Annotated in this window: 13 protein-coding genes and 2 pseudogenes; 10 read left to right on the top strand and 5 right to left on the bottom strand. The window is 71.1% G+C overall.

Annotated elements, in window-relative coordinates; translation table 11 throughout:
• Positions 1 to 191 precede the first annotated feature (191 nt).
• Both BIV24_RS31460 and BIV24_RS08485 read right to left on the bottom strand, forming a co-directional pair.
• A pseudogene (locus BIV24_RS31460) lies at positions 192 to 334 on the bottom strand (dihydrofolate reductase family protein); the annotation flags it as partial.
• A gap of 69 nt (positions 335 to 403) precedes the next feature.
• Positions 404 to 1,096, bottom strand: coding sequence for an alpha/beta fold hydrolase (locus BIV24_RS08485; protein ID WP_071365579.1), 693 nt, complete (start codon positions 1,094 to 1,096; stop codon positions 404 to 406).
• Positions 1,097 to 1,373: 277 nt separating this feature from the next.
• Between BIV24_RS08485 and BIV24_RS08480 the strand changes: the two genes are divergently transcribed.
• Positions 1,374 to 4,139 carry an AAA family ATPase gene (locus BIV24_RS08480; protein ID WP_071365578.1) on the top strand — a complete coding sequence of 922 codons (2,766 nt, stop codon included), beginning with the start codon at positions 1,374 to 1,376 and terminating at the stop codon, positions 4,137 to 4,139.
• A gap of 31 nt (positions 4,140 to 4,170) precedes the next feature.
• Here the strand turns inward: BIV24_RS08480 and BIV24_RS34205 are convergent, their stop codons facing one another.
• Positions 4,171 to 4,674 (bottom strand): isoprenoid biosynthesis enzyme family protein, encoded by a 504-nt coding sequence (locus BIV24_RS34205; RefSeq protein ID WP_177198648.1) that lies wholly within the window; start codon positions 4,672 to 4,674, stop codon positions 4,171 to 4,173.
• A gap of 688 nt (positions 4,675 to 5,362) precedes the next feature.
• Between BIV24_RS34205 and BIV24_RS08475 the strand changes: the two genes are divergently transcribed.
• The 6 genes from BIV24_RS08475 to BIV24_RS08455 all read left to right on the top strand — a co-directional run bounded on the left by BIV24_RS08475 (position 5,363) and on the right by BIV24_RS08455 (position 12,461).
• Complete coding sequence (locus tag BIV24_RS08475) at positions 5,363 to 5,686, top strand: DUF2332 family protein (protein WP_071365577.1); 324 nt, start codon at positions 5,363 to 5,365, stop codon at positions 5,684 to 5,686.
• A gap of 103 nt (positions 5,687 to 5,789) precedes the next feature.
• Positions 5,790 to 5,951, top strand: a complete 162-nt coding sequence (locus BIV24_RS34200; protein ID WP_177198647.1) for a hypothetical protein — start codon at positions 5,790 to 5,792, stop codon at positions 5,949 to 5,951.
• 340 nt (positions 5,952 to 6,291) lie between these two features.
• Positions 6,292 to 9,015 carry a BREX system ATP-binding domain-containing protein gene (locus BIV24_RS08470; RefSeq protein WP_177198646.1) on the top strand — a complete coding sequence of 908 codons (2,724 nt, stop codon included), beginning with the start codon at positions 6,292 to 6,294 and terminating at the stop codon, positions 9,013 to 9,015.
• Positions 9,016 to 9,168: 153 nt separating this feature from the next.
• Positions 9,169 to 10,137, top strand: a complete 969-nt coding sequence (locus tag BIV24_RS08465) for an AraC-like ligand-binding domain-containing protein (RefSeq protein WP_071365576.1) — start codon at positions 9,169 to 9,171, stop codon at positions 10,135 to 10,137.
• 196 nt (positions 10,138 to 10,333) lie between these two features.
• Positions 10,334 to 11,323, top strand: coding sequence for an alpha/beta hydrolase (locus tag BIV24_RS08460; RefSeq protein WP_071365575.1), 990 nt, complete (start codon positions 10,334 to 10,336; stop codon positions 11,321 to 11,323).
• Positions 11,324 to 11,426: 103 nt separating this feature from the next.
• Positions 11,427 to 12,461, top strand: coding sequence for an AraC-like ligand-binding domain-containing protein (locus BIV24_RS08455; protein WP_071365574.1), 1,035 nt, complete (start codon positions 11,427 to 11,429; stop codon positions 12,459 to 12,461).
• A 468-nt stretch (positions 12,462 to 12,929) separates the two neighbouring features.
• On the opposite strand, the gene BIV24_RS08450 is transcribed toward BIV24_RS08455, so the two are convergent.
• Positions 12,930 to 13,490 (bottom strand): TetR/AcrR family transcriptional regulator, encoded by a 561-nt coding sequence (locus tag BIV24_RS08450; RefSeq protein ID WP_071365573.1) that lies wholly within the window; start codon positions 13,488 to 13,490, stop codon positions 12,930 to 12,932.
• A gap of 85 nt (positions 13,491 to 13,575) precedes the next feature.
• Here BIV24_RS08450 and BIV24_RS08445 point away from each other — a divergent pair, with 85 nt between their 5' ends.
• Positions 13,576 to 14,253, top strand: coding sequence for a DsbA family oxidoreductase (locus BIV24_RS08445; RefSeq protein WP_071365572.1), 678 nt, complete (start codon positions 13,576 to 13,578; stop codon positions 14,251 to 14,253).
• A complete protein-coding gene (locus BIV24_RS08440; RefSeq protein ID WP_177198645.1) occupies positions 14,250 to 15,419 on the top strand; it encodes an FAD binding domain-containing protein in 1,170 nt (389 codons plus the stop codon). Before BIV24_RS08445 ends, BIV24_RS08440 begins: the two co-directional genes overlap by 4 nt.
• A gap of 24 nt (positions 15,420 to 15,443) precedes the next feature.
• On the opposite strand, the gene BIV24_RS08435 is transcribed toward BIV24_RS08440, so the two are convergent.
• A complete protein-coding gene (locus BIV24_RS08435; protein WP_071365571.1) occupies positions 15,444 to 15,701 on the bottom strand; it encodes a hypothetical protein in 258 nt (85 codons plus the stop codon).
• A 212-nt stretch (positions 15,702 to 15,913) separates the two neighbouring features.
• Between BIV24_RS08435 and BIV24_RS35095 the strand changes: the two are divergent.
• A pseudogene (locus tag BIV24_RS35095) lies at positions 15,914 to 16,231 on the top strand (hypothetical protein); the annotation flags it as partial.
• Positions 16,232 to 16,299 lie beyond the last annotated feature (68 nt).

Genomic DNA, 16,299 nt, shown 5'->3' with positions numbered 1-16,299 from the left:
AGCCCGCACCGTCTCGGCGTAGGCCACCAGCTTGATGGTCACGGTCCGCGCCGTCCGCGGTGTCGAAGTGATCGAGGATCACGAGCCGAAGAACTCGCCAAGGCCAGCTGACCGCCCGAAGCGCGGCTCGCCGACCCGCCTCAGGGCAGCCCCGGGAGGCGAACAGTCGACCAGGGCCGCCCTGGAACCGGTCACTTTCGCCAGAACAGGTGGTCGTCACGCCGCTCGGGCTGGGCACGACGTCGAGGTGGAATCGGTCGAGCAGCTCATCGGACTCCCAAAGTCGTAGTCCGGTCGCGAGCTTCACGGGAGAGACCGCCACATGCATGGTGTCGGAGGGCGGCTGCTGGAGACGGATTGCGGGCCGGAGGCGTGGCTTGGCCGTCGGGGTCTCGGCCCGCGGTCAGCGGCCGGTGGCCAGCTTGATGAGGTCGGCGACCGCGCCGGGCTGGGACACGTAGACGGAGTGGCTGCCGGGGGTCTCGACGGTCCGGGCTCCGGCCCGCTCGGCCATGGCGCGCTGGGCGGGCGGGGGGATCATGCGGTCGTCGGACGCCACCAGGTACCAGGCCGGCTTCACGCGCCACGCCGGCCTGGACACGGCCCCGTTGAGGGCGTCGACGCCCCAGGGGACCTGGGAGTCGGCCATGAACGCGGCCAGGTCGGCGGGGATGTCCGCGGCGAACGAGGCGGCGAACTTGTCGCGGTCCAGGAACAGGAAGCCGTCCCTGGGCGGCAGGATGGGCGGGACCGGCGCGCCCGGCGCGGGGTCGGCGATGAGGGTGCTCACGGACTCGCCCTTGTCGGGGGCGAACGCCGCGATGTAGACGAGGCCGGCCACTTTCTCGTGGTTGCCGGCCTCGCTGATCACAGCGCCGCCGTAGGAGTGGCCGACCAGGACGGCCGGGCCGTCCAGGGCGTCGAGGATCTGGTGGGTGGCGGCGACGTCGCCCTCCAGCGACAGGGTCGGGTTTTGAACGATGCTGACGCGGTACCCGTCCTTGCTCAGGCGGTCGTGTACCCCTTGCCAGCCGGAGCCGTCCACGAAGCCGCCGTGGACGAGGACGATGTTGCGGGGTTGCACGTTCTCGCTCATCACTTCTCCCGTTTCATCGGACGGACGAGGTCACGCGAAGAACGCTAGAAGCCAGGCAGACGTCGTCGATTCCGTCATGTGACGTAGTTCGGTGACAGGGGTCGGCCGAGGTGGCAGTGAGCCGCCGCTCGCGGATTTCCTCAAGGCCTCGTCAGAGAAATCGCGCTGCCTGCACAAACCTGGTCGACCAGGGCTAGCATCTGGGACATCTCGCGCTACATCGACCGTGTGTCCCGTGGGAGCTGCTGCCCGCTCAGGGCGCGGTAAGGGGGCGATCATGATCGACCGATCCAGCGACGACGGGGACGGCTCCCTGGTCGGCCGGGAAGCAGACATAAAGCGGCTGGGCGTCTTCCTGGCCGGCATCCCGCGTCATGGCGGATCTCTGGCGCTGGTGGGAGAGCCGGGAGTCGGAAAGACGGCGCTGCTTGCCGCTGTCGCCCAGGAAGCCGCAGCCATGGGGATGCTGGTGCTGCATGCCGTCGGTGTGCAGTACCGGGCGCAGGCCAGTTACGGCGCTCTGCGGCAGCTGTTGACGTCGGTACCCGAGATCCACTCAAGAGCGGCGAGGGTGCCTGCCCTTGCCGGAGCCCTCGGCTTCGAGCGGGGCGCGGCACCCGGGCACGATGTGGTCGCAGAGGCCGTAGTGGCGCTGGCCTCGGACCTCGGCGACATCCCCGCATTCCTGGTGCTGGACGACGCACAGTGGCTGGACCGGGCAAGTGCCTTCGTCCTGGGGCAGGTTGCTCGTCGACTCCCCGGTACCGGAATGGGGCTGGTCTGTGCGATCCGGCTCGGGGAAGAGGGTTTCTTCGACCACAGCGGGCTTCCTCTGCATGAATTGGGTCCGCTCAGCGAGGCCGCCTCCGACGAGTTGCTCCGCCGCCGCTTCCCGGCGCTCGCCTCGCGGGTTCGACGGCGTCTGATCGCCGATGCCGAAGGCAATCCCCTGGCCCTGTTGGAACTCCCGGCCGCGCTGACCGAGTCCCAGCGGACCGCGTCCCAAGCTCTGCCGAAGCGCATCCCGCTGACCCAGCGGCTCCAGTCGACTTTCGCCTCCCGCATCAGGACCTTGCCACCGGCCACACGGCACCTGCTGCTCGTTGCCGCGCTGGAGGGCAGCGGAAACATGCTCGTCGTGCGCCGCGCGGTGGCCGGACGGTGCAGCCTGAAGCACCTGGCTTCGGCAGAGCGCATGCAACTCGTCCACGTCGACGACACGAGCGGACGGCTGGCATTCCGACACTCGCTCATACGCTCCGCAGTGGTGGACCTGTCGACCAGCGACCAACGACGCAACGTGCACCGCGCACTCGCCGAGGCATGGATCAAAGTCCCCGAGCAGCGGGCCTGGCATCTGGCGCAGGCCGCCGTCGAGCCCGACGAACAGATTGCCGCCCTGCTCGAGGAAGCCGCCGATGTCAGCGCCTGCCGCGGCGACGGACCGAACGCGGTGGCGGCCTTGGTACGCGCCGCCGAGCTGAGCCCGACGGGGTCCGCTTACGCTCGGCGGCTGGCCAAGGCGGCGTACGTCGGCGCCAACCTCACCGGCGACGTGCGTGATGTGCCGCGCCTGCTGGACGACGTACGACAGGCCGCCCCCGATGCGGAATCCCCGGCCGTCGCGGTGGCTGCCGCGTTGTATCTGCTCAACAGCTACGGGGACATCGACACGGCCCATCGCCTGCTGTCCGGCGCGATCGCCCTGCAGCCCGAGCCTTACGACCTTGACGACGCCACCCTCCTCGAAGCGCTGTCCACCCTGCTGATGGTGTGCGTCCACGGCGGCCGACGCGCGCTGTGGTCGGACTTCGACACGGCACTGTCGAAGTGCACCTCGGTTCCGGACACCCTGCACTTGTTGCGGGCCACCTTCGCCGATCCGGCCCGGGCCCGCCCAGCCGACTGGGACCGGCTCGACGCCGCCATCCAGGCGCTTCCCGGCACGTCGGATCCAGTGCGGATCGTGCGAATCGCCACATCCGGCGCCTACGCGGACCGCCTCGGTGAGATGGAAGAGCCGCTGCGGCTCACGGCTCGCGGCGGACTGAGCGGGCAGAACATCTTCCCCGCCATCCAAGCCTCGTTCCTGTGGAGCAGTCATGCCTGGTTCACCGGCCAATGGCCGGAGCTTCGACAGGTGGCCCAGCAGGGTCTGCGCTGGTGTGAGGAGCTTGACTATCCGCTGCGTTCCTGGACCGGCAAGTTCGTGCTTGCCTGCGTGTACGCAGTCTGCGGCGACTACCCGGCTGCTCGCGGGTACGCCGATCAGATGGACCAGTGGGCCGGCTCCCGCCGAGGCCATGCCGTCGGCTGCTACGCCGCCCATGCCCGGACGCTGATCGCCCTGTCACAAGGCGACTTCGAAGAGGCCTACCAACACGCCGGCAAGATCACGCCGCCCGGCACGTTCGCCCCCTTCGCCGGGCACGCACTGTGGGCGATCCTGGATCAGGTGGAGGCCGCAGTGCGCACGGGTCGACGCGAGAAGGCCGCTGACCATGTCAGGGCAGCCCGGGACGCCGGCCTTGAAGCGGTGTCACCGCGGTTGAACATGGTGCTGCTCGCCTCAGCCGCGCTGGCAGCGGAGAGCGACGACGAGGCAGCACGAGGTCTGGGTGAAGTCCTGGCCGTCCAGGGGGCCGAACGCTGGCCCTTCGACCATGCCCGCATCCAGCTGTACCACGGCGAGCGACTCCGCCGCGGCAAAGCACCGGCGCAGGCCCGCAAGTACCTGAGTGCCGCCGCGGAAACCTTCGGGCGACTCGGCGCCCACCCGTGGACGGAGCGGGCCAACAAGGAGCTGCGCGCCTGCGGCATCCCGACCCCCGCCCGTACCCTGCCCGGTGGCCCCGCTCTGACGCCGCAGCAGTGGGAGATCGCTCGCCTCGCTGCCACAGGTCTGACCAACAAGCAGATCGGGAAAAGGCTCTTGCTGTCGCCGCGGACCGTCTCGACCCACCTCTACCAGCTCTTCCCGAAGTTGGGCATCACGTCCCGGGCCGCCCTGCGCGACGCGCTGGAGCAGATGGACCGGCCGTGAACGGCTTCATCGAGCACCGGCGCACCCGCTCCTACTGGCGCCCAGGTGGCCGTGGCCGCGGAGCTGACCGTGCGCGACGGGGGTGATCGAGGAGGCGCGGATCGGGCCGGTCAACTGCGCTGGCCGACCGGTGCGGGCGCGCGCCGCCGCGAGTTCGCGAAGCCTGTGCGGCGACTCGGTCCCGTATCTCCCGCAGGGCCACCACGTAGGTACGGGCCGGTCCATCCACGTCGGCCGCGGGCGGCTCGGGGTCGAGCGTCCGTGCCAGTAGGGCGGTCGTACGGGCCAACGGGCCGGATCGGCTGCCGCGTTCACGGTCTTCGCAATACCCGTCGTCGAAGGCGAAGAGCCATACGTACCAGTCGGACAGCAGACGCAGCATCTCGGCGGATACCTCGGGATTGGTCCGCGCGGCCAGGTGGCCGCTGCGTTGACGCCGGAGCCGGTCCGCTTGCTGGCGCTGCCCGTCCAGCAGCCGGTGCCGCGCCAGCCAGGCCAGGCTCCGCTGGTCGGCCTGCTCAGCATGGGGATTCATCAGGGAGGGGAACGGACACCACAACTCGTCAGTGGCGGTGCCCGGTTGCCTGTCGTGGGGGTCGACCACTGGTCTGCCAGCCTTGTCTGGATGGGGGCGCAGCCGGGTTCCGCTCCCTGCCGCAGTCGCGCGGGGCCGCCCGGCTCGTACGAGAGCCGAAGCTAGTCGGCCCGGGACGGTGCGATGACCTCTGCGCGCATGCGTTGTTGACCCTCGGCGCACCGAGGCCCGTTGGTGCCGGTATCGGTCAACTCGCCGTCTGGGAAGCCTCTTTCCGACTCCGAAGAGGAGTCCCGCGTGTTGCGGACCACTCCCGACGAGGAGACGGCCGCCGTGGTCGAACTGGCGGAACGCCTGTTGGACGGCGAGCAGCCCACGGAGCTGGACTGCGGGCACGGTCGCGCACCGAACCGGCCGCCCGGGCGAGCCTGCGGGACCCATAGGTCGCCGACGGCTACGGGCATCGGGTCGAGTCCCTGCGACAGCACTGCTGCGCCATGCGCGACCGGCTCGCCTCGGCCAGCGAGAGTAGCGAGTTCCTGCACCGCCTGGTCCACACCTCCGCGCACTCCGCGCTGCCGATGACGAACGGTGGGGACCTCATCGTCACGGCAGGTCTCAGACCATCCCGCCGAGATCGCCACTGTGCTGAACAGCCCGGTGCAACAACGAGCCCTCCAGCGCCGCGGTGCTGCTGCACGGCCTGGCCCTGCTGTGGGCCCCACCGATCAGGTTGCTCGAACTCGGCGCCTGCGCTGGGCTCAACCTGCTGCTCGACCGCTACCGCTGGTTCGGGCCCGGCTGGGAGTGGGGCGATCCGGCGTCGCCCGTCCGGCTCCCGGTCCGAGGCCCGGATCCCGGCGGCATCGACATCGTGGAGCGTGTCGGCTGTGACCTGCGCCTCCGCGATCCCGCCCATCCGGCCGATGTTCCGGCGGTCCGCGCCTACTTGCCGTTCGAGCACCACGACTGGACGGCCCCGGCGAGGCTCGAGCTGATGCAGTACTCCTGAGCCGTCCCGGGAACGAAGAGCGGCGAAGGACAGGCCAGCCCACGGCACGCCTTGGAGGAGGCGCCCGCTGTCAGGTCCGGCACACGGGCGGGTTCGCTGTCACATGACGCGCTTCATCACGATCATGTGCCGCTTGAAGGGCGCGGTGTCGCTGCCCCAGGACAGCACGGCGAAGACTTCGCCACCGGGGAAGCCGTGGATCTCGGGCGCGGCGCTGGAGGGGAAGGGGCCACCGGAGCTGTGCGGCCAGCCCGACCAGTTGTAGCCGCTGAGGCGAAGCCGGCCAGCACCGTTCCCAGCACGCGCGACGCACGAGCACCTGCGGCGCGAAGCCTCCCGGCGTGTTCCGATCGCATCGGACGATCTCCTTCATCGGTGCGCCCGGGCGCGGTTCGCGCCGGGTACGTCGGAAGCCGTGACGCCCGGCACCCGGCACGCTAGTGATGCGGGCCACCTACGACGGTGCTGTGAGCGAAAGGGTGATTGACCGCGAAGGCACTCGCGGTCGTGTTCGGATCCGTACCCAGCGTGGCAACGACAGGACCTGACGGGCGGTAACCTTGGGCGCCCGGGGGAGCGGGCCGGCCCGAGGGGGACGAAGAGCGGTGGAGAACACGCGGGTTCCGGTCCTGGTCGGGCGGCAGCAGGAGACGGAGCTGCTGACCGCGGCCCTGGTCCAGGCTGTGGACGGCGCGAGCGGTTCCACGGTGCTGCTGCGCGGCGAGGCCGGCGTCGGCAAGAGCACGCTGGTGGCCTGGGTGCAGCGCGCGGCGCGCGAGCGCGGATTCACCGTCCTGCGCGCGGTCGGCACGGAGGCGGAGACGGACCTCGCGTTCGGAGCCCTCCACCAGGCCGTCTGGTCGCTGCTCCAGCGATCCGGCGCCCTGTCCGGCCACCAGCGGGAGGCCCTGGAGAGCGCGCTTGGAGTACGCTCCGGAACCCCGAGCGGATTCGCCGTCGGCGCCGCCGCCCTGGCTCTGCTGGAAGAGGCGGTGCGGACCGCCCCCGTGCTGCTGCTCCTGGACGACCTGCACTGGATCGACTCGTCGAGCGCGACCGTCTTCGCCTTCCTCCACCGGCGCTGTGCCGGACTACCGATGGTGATCGTCGGTGCCACCCGCCCAGGCGGACCGGCTGCTCAGGCATGGTCGGCCGAGGCAGTCGACGTGCGGGCCCTGCCCCGGACGGACGCGGCCTTGCTGCTGGGCGCCTGCTATCCCGAACTCGCCGCGCCCGCCAGGGATCGCGTCCTGACGGAGGCGGCCGGCAACCCTCTGGCGCTGGTGGAGCTGCCGCGCCAACTGGCGGCCGCCCAGCAGCGGGGGGCCGCTCCGCTGCCGGATCGGCTGCCCCTGGGGCGGAAGCTGGAACGGATATTCGCCGAACGGCTCGGAACGGTGACGCCAGACGTGGGGCGCCTTCTGCTGCTCGGAGCACTGGCCACCGGCCCGGACTTCAGCAGCGGCGCGTGGCCGCGCGCCCTCGCGGACGAGAACGCGCGGGAGATCCTGGAACGGATCGAGGCGGACGGACTGGCCCGGCTCGACACGGCCGGACAACTGGTGTTCCGGCACCCCTTGGTCCGTACCGCCGTCGTCTCCACCGCCTCCGACACCGCGCGCCGCGAGGCGCACCGCGCCCTGTCCGAAGCCCTCGCGCCGGACGACCCCCGACGGCTGGTCCACGAGGCGTCCGCCGCGCTGTTACCCGACGGGGACCTCGCGCACCGCCTCCAGGAGGCCGGCCGCGATCTCGCCCGTCGAGGCGGCGACGCGGAGGGTGCGCTCCTGCTCGAACGCGCCGCCGCCCTCAGCCCCAGCTCCTGCGACCGCGTCCGAAGGCTCACCTGGGCCGCGGTGATGTCGGCCCGCGGCGGGCAGTTGCGCCACACCGCGGCCCTGGTGGAGGAGCTGAAGGCCAGCACGGTGCCGCAGGACGTCACTCCGCTGTTCTCGTACGCGGTGGTCTACGCCGACCAGAGCCACCACATCGACTTCGAGTCCTCCGCCGCACTGCTGCCCGCTGCCCTCGACGCGCTGACCGCGCCAGGCGCCGACACCTTCGGCGGGCTGGTCGAACAGGCCTACTTCAAACTGCTCCTGGCCGCCACCTACACGGACGACCCCTGGGCCTGGCGAGCCCTGGAACGGCACCGGGAGGACGTCTCCGAGGCGGGCCGGCTGTGCCTGCGGGCCTGGACCGACCCGGGCCCGGACGCGGCCGCCACCCTACGGGCGGTGGCCGAAGGCATGACCGAGGAACAGGAGGCCGGTGCGGCCTGGCTCCTGCTGTGGACCGCCTCAGCGCTCGAATGCCCGGGGGGCGACCTGTGGCAGCGCTTCTCCGGGCTGCACGGCTACGCCACCCAGGGCTCGGTCGCGAAGGCCAAGTGCCACCAGGATTTCCTGCTCGGACACTGGGACCAGGCGGCAGTCTGCCTGCGCGAGGCCGAGATCGCGGATGAACTCGGCTACCACACCAACGCCCTGATGTTCCGCCAGTACTACGCCCACTTCCTGGCAGGCCGGGGAGACGAGGCCGGACTGCGGGAGATCGAGCAGGCCATCAGGCCGACCGCCACGCGGGCCCGGATGCGGTACGTCCTCGAGCGCCTGACCCACCTGCACGGCCTGGCCGCGCTCGCTCACCGGCGCTACGAGGAGGCGTATGCGCACTTCTGCGCGCTCACCCCGCCCGGGCGGCTGCCCAGTGGCCCGCCCTGGCACCACGCACTGGTCTTCGATCTGGTGACGGCCGCCGTGCACACCGGCCGCCACGAGGAGGCGCGGGCTCACATCGCGGCCGGGCGGACGGCACGCTCCGCGGAGATCTCCGGCCGCCACGCCTTCCTGTTCGTGGCCGCCACCGCCCTGGCCGCCGAGGACGACGAGGCCGACGCCGCCTACCGCGCCGCGTATGCCGTACCGGGCGCCGAGCAGTGGGTGTTCGACCTCGCCCGGCTGCGGCTCGCCCACGGCTCATGGCTGCGTCGGCGCCACCGGCCCGGTGCCCGGGATACGCTGCGCGCGGCCCACCACGTATTCCGCCGCCTGCGGGCGGCCCCCTGGGCCCAGCGCTGCGAGGAGGAGCTGCGGGCCGCCGGTGACCCCGTGGCTCTGCCACCGGGCGGACCGGCCGCGGAGCCGTCCAGCCTCACCGGCCAGGAACTGCGCATCGCCCGGCTGGCCGCGACCGGTCTGACCAACAAGGAGATCGGCCGGCAGCTCCAGCTGTCGCCCCGCACCGTCGCGGCCCACCTCTACAAGATCTTCCCGAAGCTCGGAATCACCTCTCGGGCCGCGCTCGCCCATGCCCTCGACGGCGGTTGACCTGTAGGAACACCCGGCCGCCCCCGTCCGTCGCGGGCACCGCGCCGGGCCCTGCGGCCCACCGCCCGCACGTGGCAGTCAGATGACCTAACGGGCTGCCGCGCCCGTGGTCCAGGCTGAGACCACGCAGGACTTTGGCGGAAGGGCGGTCAGATGGGCTTACGGGTGACGACCGCGTTGGTCGCGGACGAGGAGAAGGCGGCGTTCTGGAGAGGGACGGTGTCGCGGACGCTGGTGCCGGTGGAGGTGCTCCCGCTCACCGAGCGGCCGTTCGACGGACTCGTGGTGTCGCACAGGCTCGGGTACGTGCGGATCTCCACGCTGGAGGCGGACGCCGCCCGGGTCTCCCGTACGGCGGCGCTGATCGCGCGGGCCCCGCGGAGCGAGCCGCAGGTCGGGGTCAGCGTGCAGGTGTCGGGCCGGGCCGTCCTGAAGCAGGAAGGGCGCCGGGCGGAGGTGCCACCGGGCGGGCTCGTCCTGTACGACACGGCGCGCCCGTACGCCGTCGACTACCCGGAGCGCTTCCGTACCCACCTGTTCCACCTGCCGCGCCGACTGCTGGGCGTGCCGGAGCGCGACCTGCAGTACGCGTCGGCGACGGCCATCAGCACAACGGAGGGGTGCGGACCGGTGCTCCTGCCGTTCCTTGGCATCCTCGCCGCCTCCGCGCACTCCTACTCCGCCCCGATCGGCGAGCGGCTGGCCGGCAGCGTCGCGGACCTGTTCAGCGCACTCGTGGCCCAGTTGGCCCGCTCCTGGGCGGCGGACGAGGCGGGCACGAACACGCACCTGGTCCGCAGGGTGCGGGAGTACATCGACCACCACCTGGGCGATCCGGAGCTGGTGCCCGAGAGGATCGCGCATGCCCACCACATCTCCGTTCGTTACCTGCACCGGCTTTTCGAGGGCGAGGGGGTGACGGTGAGCCGGCTCATCCAGCAGCGCCGTCTGGAGGCGTGCACCCACGAGCTGGCGCGGCGCGGCCGCGCCGCGCCGACGGTGTCGGCCGTTGCCCAACGGTGGGGGTTCGTCAACCCGACACACTTCAGCCGGATCTTCCGTGCCGCGTACGGTGTCTCGCCGCGGGAGTGGCGCGCACTCAGGGACGACGATGCCGGTTGACGAGCCGCCGGAACCGCCCGACGACGGTGGAGATCCGTGCACGGCAGGCCACCGCGGCAGCCGCCCCAGCAGTACGGTCGAGCGGTGCGGCCGTACCCCGGGGAGGCGCGCGCGGCGGGCGGCCCGGCGCACACCGGTTCCGGCCTGGGCGCACGCGGGCCCGTGGCGCCCAGCGACCGAAGCCAGGAGCGAAGACTTGTCCGACACCACCCCCCTGCCCGACCGGCGCCCGGTGCTCGACCGGGCGCTCCAGGAGTTCCTGGACGCCGGAGCCGACCGGTCCGCGACGGATCTGCCGGACCTCTCCGTCCTCACTTCCGACGTGCCAGCCGGGAGACCGGACGACAACCCGGACGACTCCTACGGCACCGCGACGGAGTGGCTCGCCCTGCCTTGTGGACCGACCAGGCGGGTGCACGTCCAGGTGACCAGACCCGTCGGTGCCGCCGAGCCGAGCCCCGTGGTGCTGTTCCTGCCCGGCCTCGGCTGGTCGCTCGGCGACGCCGCCTGCTACGCCCAGCTGGTACGGGAGTTCGCCCTGGGCACCGACGCCGCCGTGGTGTACGTGGACTACACCCGGGCGCCTGCGGCCCGCTACCCGGTGGCCGTCGAGCAGTGCCACGCGGTGGCGCGGTGGATCCACGCGCACGGCCACGAGGTCGGACTGGAGGGGCAGCGAATAGCCGCCGTCGGCGACTCGGCGGGGGCTAACCTCGTGGCGGCGTTGACCCTGCTGGCCCGGGAGCGCGGCGACGTACGACTGGTCCACCAAGTGCTGCTGTGCCCGGTGACCGACGCGGACTTCGACACCCCCTCCTACCACCGGTTCGCGACGGGGTACTTCCTGCACCGCGACCACATGCGCTGGTTCTGGGACGACTACCTCCCCGAGCGACAGCGGCGGAGCGAGGCGACTGCCGCGCCCCTGCGCGCCTCTTTGGACCAGCTCGCCGGACTCCCCCCGGCGCTCGTGATCACCGCCGAGGCCGACGTGCTGCGGGACGAGGGCGAGGCTTACGCGGCAAGGCTCCGCGCGGCGGGCGTGCCCGTGGTGGCGATGCGCTATCAGGGCGCCGTGCACGGTTTCCTCCTGCTCGACGCGCTCTGTCCCACCGCCACCGCCCGCGCCGCGCTGATCCAGGTCGTCGACACCGTGCACGTCGCCCTGCACCGCCGTTCCTGGTGATCCCGGCCCGGCGCCCGCCGGGGAGGGATCCCGCGCCCACTCCGCCCCACACCGCGACGCGCCGGACCAGCCGGTCCGGTCGACAGCCGTCAGAGGAGCACTGATGTCCGTCGTTCTAGACACCACAGGGGTACCGTCCGCCGACCGCGCCGAGTACTGGCACGAGGCCCTCTCCCGCACCTTCATCCCGCTCGACGTGGCCTTACTCGAAAGCGCGCCCGCCCCCGCGACGATCACCAGCCACCGCCTGGGCGCCCTGCAGGTCTCCCTCGTTCAGGCGGGCCCGCAGTGGGTCGAGCGCAGCGCGGGGCTGATCGCCGGCGGCGGGGAGGACCACCTCACGCTGGCGCTCCAGCACCGCGGTACCGCCCGCCTGGTCCAGGACGGCCGCCAGGTGGAGCTGCGCCCGGGCACCTTCGCGATCTCCGACGCGGGGCGGCCGTTCGCCAAGGAGCTGCCGGAGCCCTTCGTCTTCACGGCCTTTCACTGGCCGCGGTCGGCCGTGGGCGTCTCCGAGGAGGACCTGCGGGTGCTCATCGCGACGGCCTTCGACGCTGGTACTGGTACCGCCCGCCTGGTGGCCACCTACCTGGAGTGCCTCTCTCGGTCGGCCGATTCGATGGAGCCGCAGCTGGCGTCCCGGCTCGCCACCACGGCGCTCGACCTGCTCGCGGCGCTCGCGCACGAGCGCCGCGGCCGGTTCGTCCCGGAGGCGCCCGAGGCGGCTCTGGCCACCCTGGCCCGGGTGAAGGACCACATCCTGGGCCATCTGGGTGACCCGGACCTCTCGCCGGAACGGATCGCTGCCGCGCACCACGTGTCCGTGCGGTACCTGCACAAGCTCTTCCGCTTCGAGGGCGTGACGGTGGCCCGCTGGATCCAGCGCCAGCGACTGGCCATGTGCCGCCGCGACCTCGCCCGCCCGGCAGCGGGCCGGGCGACAGTGGCGGCGGTCTCGGGCCGGTGGGGCTTCGTGAGCGCCAGCCACTTCAGCCGGGCGTTCCGGGCCGCTTATGGGGTCCCCCCACGCGAGTGGCAGGCCTGCGCCGGAACGAGCCTCACACCGGACACCGTGCCGCTGCCCGCCGACAAGCCGAGGCAGGCCGCGTGCCTGTCCGGGTACGGCGTCGCGGTGTGACCGCCGGGGTGGACGGCGCGGCAGGGGGGACGACGTAGTCGCTAGTGCTCTGACCGTGAAGGTTCGCCGGCGTGATGGTTCCCGCGGTTGGATGTTCGGGCGCGTCTGTCCGACTGCCGGGGGTGTGGTGGCTGAGCCCGTCCGTGTGCGCAGGTTGACCGACCAGGAAGGACGGCCGCTCTTCCGGCTCTGTACAGGGTGAGCGGGCGTCGTGCCGGCTGGGACACGCCGAGGCATGGTCACGATGACCTTCATCAGAGCTGTCAGCTCCGGTTGCGGATCGCTTCCTTGTAAGCGCTCGAGGCGCGCTGACGACGCACCAGGGCAACCATTCGGCCGGCAGCTTCGTCTGGTTCCCAGAGGGAGGCACCCTGACCCACGGCGCCTTCGAGGACGGCGACTGCACCGTCCCTTCCTCACCAACGAGCCGTTCGACATCCAGTACGTTGAGGACTGATCGGTCCGGGGTCAGCCGTGTGCCAGCAGGCGCGCTGCCGCTTCCCGCCCGAGAATGGCGGCGGTGGAGTCGCCGAGACTCACCCGCGCGCAGGCGGCCCCGTCGGCGAGCGTCAGGACCATCGCCGCGGCCTTGTCGGGGTCGGGTTCCTGCGCTGCCGCGGCGAGTTCGGCAAGATAGCGGAGGATTTCACGTTTGTGGTCGCGGATCGCTACCCGTACGGGGTGACCCGGGTCGGGGTACTCGGCGGCGACGTTCAGCAAGTCACTGCCGCGGTAGGCGGGATCGGCGAATTCCTGGCCCAACAGGTCGAAGATCGCGAGAAGTCGACCCCGTGGCGTGGCTGCCGTGGCGGCGAGTGCGCGCAGGCGCGCGCACCACTGGTCGTTGCGCTGTCGCAGGACAGCGGCGACAAGTTCGTCCTTGGAGCGGAAGTGCTGGTAGAGGGTCGATTTGGCGACCTCGGCGGCTCGCCAGATCTCGTTGATGCCGACGGCCCGCACGCCGCACCGGGTGAACAGATCTGCCGCCGCCATGACGATCTTGGCGCGAGTGGCGTCGGGGGTGGTCATAGGTCCTCCGGTACGGCGGCGGGAATGAGGATGGCTGCTCCGCTGTTGGCATCGAACAGACTAGTCGGTTCGATTGGAGGAAGCCATGATCAGGCTTGACGTCTTCAGCGATCTGATCTGCCCCTGGTGCTACGTCGGCGGCCGCCGACTGGACAAGGCCGTCGGCATCGTGAAGGAGCGCACGGACGACGAGTTCCGCATCCGCCACCACGCATTCGAGCTGAACCCCGCGATGCCGCTGTCCGGGATGGATCGGCGCGAGTACCGGAGCGGGAAGTTCGGGAGCTGGGAGCGTTCGCGGCAGCTCGACGCCGGGACGGTGCTGGCCGGACGCGACGACGGCATCGTCTTCGACTACGAGGCGATCGCCAGGACGCCGAACACCCGGGCGGGGCACCGGCTGATCGCGTTGGCGGAACGGGAGGCTCAGCAGGGCTGGGCGATGGCCGACCGTCTGCTCGCGGCCTACTTCTCCGAGGGACAGGACGTCGGCGACACGGCCGTACTGGCCCGGATCGGTCGGGAGACGGGGCTCGGAGACGACGTGGCGACCGGGCTGACCGATCCGGCCCTGGAATCAGCCGTGCAGGAGGACCTGAAGCTCGCGGAGTACCTGGGACTTCGCGGGGTGCCGGTGGTGATCACGGGCGACAAGGCGATCAGTGGCGCGGTCGGTGTCGACGCACTCGTCGAGGTCCTCGAACGCCAGGTCACTGAGGCGCCGTCTGGCGCGACCTGCGAGAACGGGGTGTGCTCGCTGTGATCTCGGTATCGGACATCAAGTCGGTGGGCGTGATCGGTGGCTCGCTGGGCGGGTTGTTCCAGGCGGTCGCGCTCGCCGAACTCGGGCTCGACGTCACGGTCTGGGAGCGGTCTGCGGGCCGCCCCGACGACCGCGGTGCGGGCATCGTGCTCCAGCCGAGCGTCGCCTGGTTCCTGAGTACCTTCTGCGGCGTCGATCCCGACCGGATCAGCGTTCCCGTCACCCACCGGCAGTTCTTCGGCCGGGACGGGCGAAGTCACCACACGCTCATGGGGCAGCGGATGATCTCCTGGGGGGCGATCTACGCGTCCCTCCGGAACCGCCTCGACGGCGCCCGTTACCACGACGGTCAGCCGGTCGCTGCCCTCACACCCCGCGTCGACGGCGTAGACGTCCATGTCGGCGACGCCGTCCATCCGGTCGACCTCGCGATCATCGCGGACGGCTCGGGGTCCCGGCACCGCGGACTCGTCGCCCTCGACGGTGCTCCGCGCTATGCCGGGTACGTCGCCTACCGGGGAGTGATCGACGAGACGGAGCTTCCGGAGGAAATGAGCGCGGTCTTCCGTGATCGGTTCAGCTTCTACGACGCGGACCGCACCCAGTTCCTGTGCTACTTCATCCCGGGTGACTTCGGCGCGACGACGCCGGGTAGCCGCCGTATGAACTGGGTGTGGTACGTCCGGGCCGACGCGGCCGGCCTCGAGCGCATCACCACCGACCGCGAGGGCACCGCCCACGGACTGTCCCTACCTCCGGGTCTCATCGCGTCGCAGGTGCACGTCGAACTCCTGGACCGTGCACGGATGTTGCTGCCCAAGCCGCTACGCCTGCTGGTCGAGCACACCCGTGATCCATTCGCGCAGGCGATCCTGGACGGGCGGGTCAACCGGATGCGTAAGGGCCGGATGCTGCTGACCGGGGACGCCGCGTTCGTCGTACGGCCCCACACGGCGGCGAGCGCGGAGAAGGCGGCCGCCGACGCTATTACCCTGTTCACCGCCCTGCAACAACTCCCCTCCCTGGATGCGGCCTTGGCGGCATGGGAGAAGAACCGCCTGGCCGAGGGAATCGCCCTCTACCGGCACGGCGTCGGCATCGCGCAGCGGCTCGGCCTCAACAGCCCCATGCCGACGACGGCTGCCGCTGTCGAGCCGACGCTCTGAAGTCCGGCAGCCGACGCCTCGTGGTCACGCCTGCCTCGGGCGGAGGGACGTCAGCAGCCGGCGCATCACCGTGCTGAGCTCCTCGACACGGCGGGCGCCGCGTCCGCCGAACCACTTCATGGTGGTGGGCTGGAGCACGATCCCGCCACCGCGGTTCTCCAGAAGTGTCGGCGTGCGCTCGTAGATGTCGACGGTGAAGCCCAACTCGCGCAGCAGCGCGCTCGTCAGCTCGCCGATGGATCCGCCGATCACTGCGGCGCGCAGGCCCTTGTGGCTGTTCACCGTGGATTTCTCTCGCCCAGGGGGTGGTGGAGGCTATCGTGGCTCCGAGCGCGATCGCCGTCGGATGCGTGAACCCACAATGATTCGTCACCAGCATGGGGACCGCACAGCTCTGGCCGCCCGGAGGCATCGATGCCGTCGTCCCCAACCTCCGTCCCGTTGGACCTCTTGCGCTGGATGAGCGCCATCGTCCTGAAACCGGAGAACGCATCACCCGCCACGACGCCGCCGGCGTCGCGATCGGACGACGCGCTCTCGGGCACCGCGTCCGGCGACGGACGGCACCGCCCCCACACGACCAGAGCGCTCGTGTGGGGCATCGGACCGCCCAGGCCGGACACGGAGCCCGCGGGCGTGAGGAAACCCGCCCCCGCATCCCCGGACCACGGACACGATCCGTGTCACCGGACGCGGACGGAGTTTGGTGGATACCAACATCTCGAATCGCAACCGTCAGGTGCGGTTGTCGTTCCTTGGTTGAATCCGAGGCAGCCACGACGGTACGGCCGATGTCCGGCCACACCAAGTGAACCGGTGAGGGGCGATGCCGGATGACGGAGCAGTTGGTAGATGTGAACTTGTGGGCTGAGGAGGCGGT

Source organism: Streptomyces colonosanans (assembly GCF_001866645.1).
Lineage (GTDB): Bacteria > Actinomycetota > Actinomycetes > Streptomycetales > Streptomycetaceae > Streptomyces > Streptomyces colonosanans.
Note: the sequence above shows the minus strand (reverse complement) of the source record. Positions and strands in the feature narration are given on the sequence as shown.

Coding starts and splice junctions, on each gene's coding strand:
- BIV24_RS08485 (WP_071365579.1), bottom strand. CDS start 1,096: ATGAGCGAGAACGTGCAACCCCGCAACATCGTCCTCGTCCACGGCGGC.
- BIV24_RS08480 (WP_071365578.1), top strand. CDS start 1,374: ATGATCGACCGATCCAGCGACGACGGGGACGGCTCCCTGGTCGGCCGG.
- BIV24_RS34205 (WP_177198648.1), bottom strand. CDS start 4,674: ATGAATCCCCATGCTGAGCAGGCCGACCAGCGGAGCCTGGCCTGGCTG.
- BIV24_RS34200 (WP_177198647.1), top strand. CDS start 5,790: ATGACGCGCTTCATCACGATCATGTGCCGCTTGAAGGGCGCGGTGTCG.
- BIV24_RS08465 (WP_071365576.1), top strand. CDS start 9,169: ATGGGCTTACGGGTGACGACCGCGTTGGTCGCGGACGAGGAGAAGGCG.
- BIV24_RS08455 (WP_071365574.1), top strand. CDS start 11,427: ATGTCCGTCGTTCTAGACACCACAGGGGTACCGTCCGCCGACCGCGCC.
- BIV24_RS08450 (WP_071365573.1), bottom strand. CDS start 13,490: ATGACCACCCCCGACGCCACTCGCGCCAAGATCGTCATGGCGGCGGCA.
- BIV24_RS08445 (WP_071365572.1), top strand. CDS start 13,576: ATGATCAGGCTTGACGTCTTCAGCGATCTGATCTGCCCCTGGTGCTAC.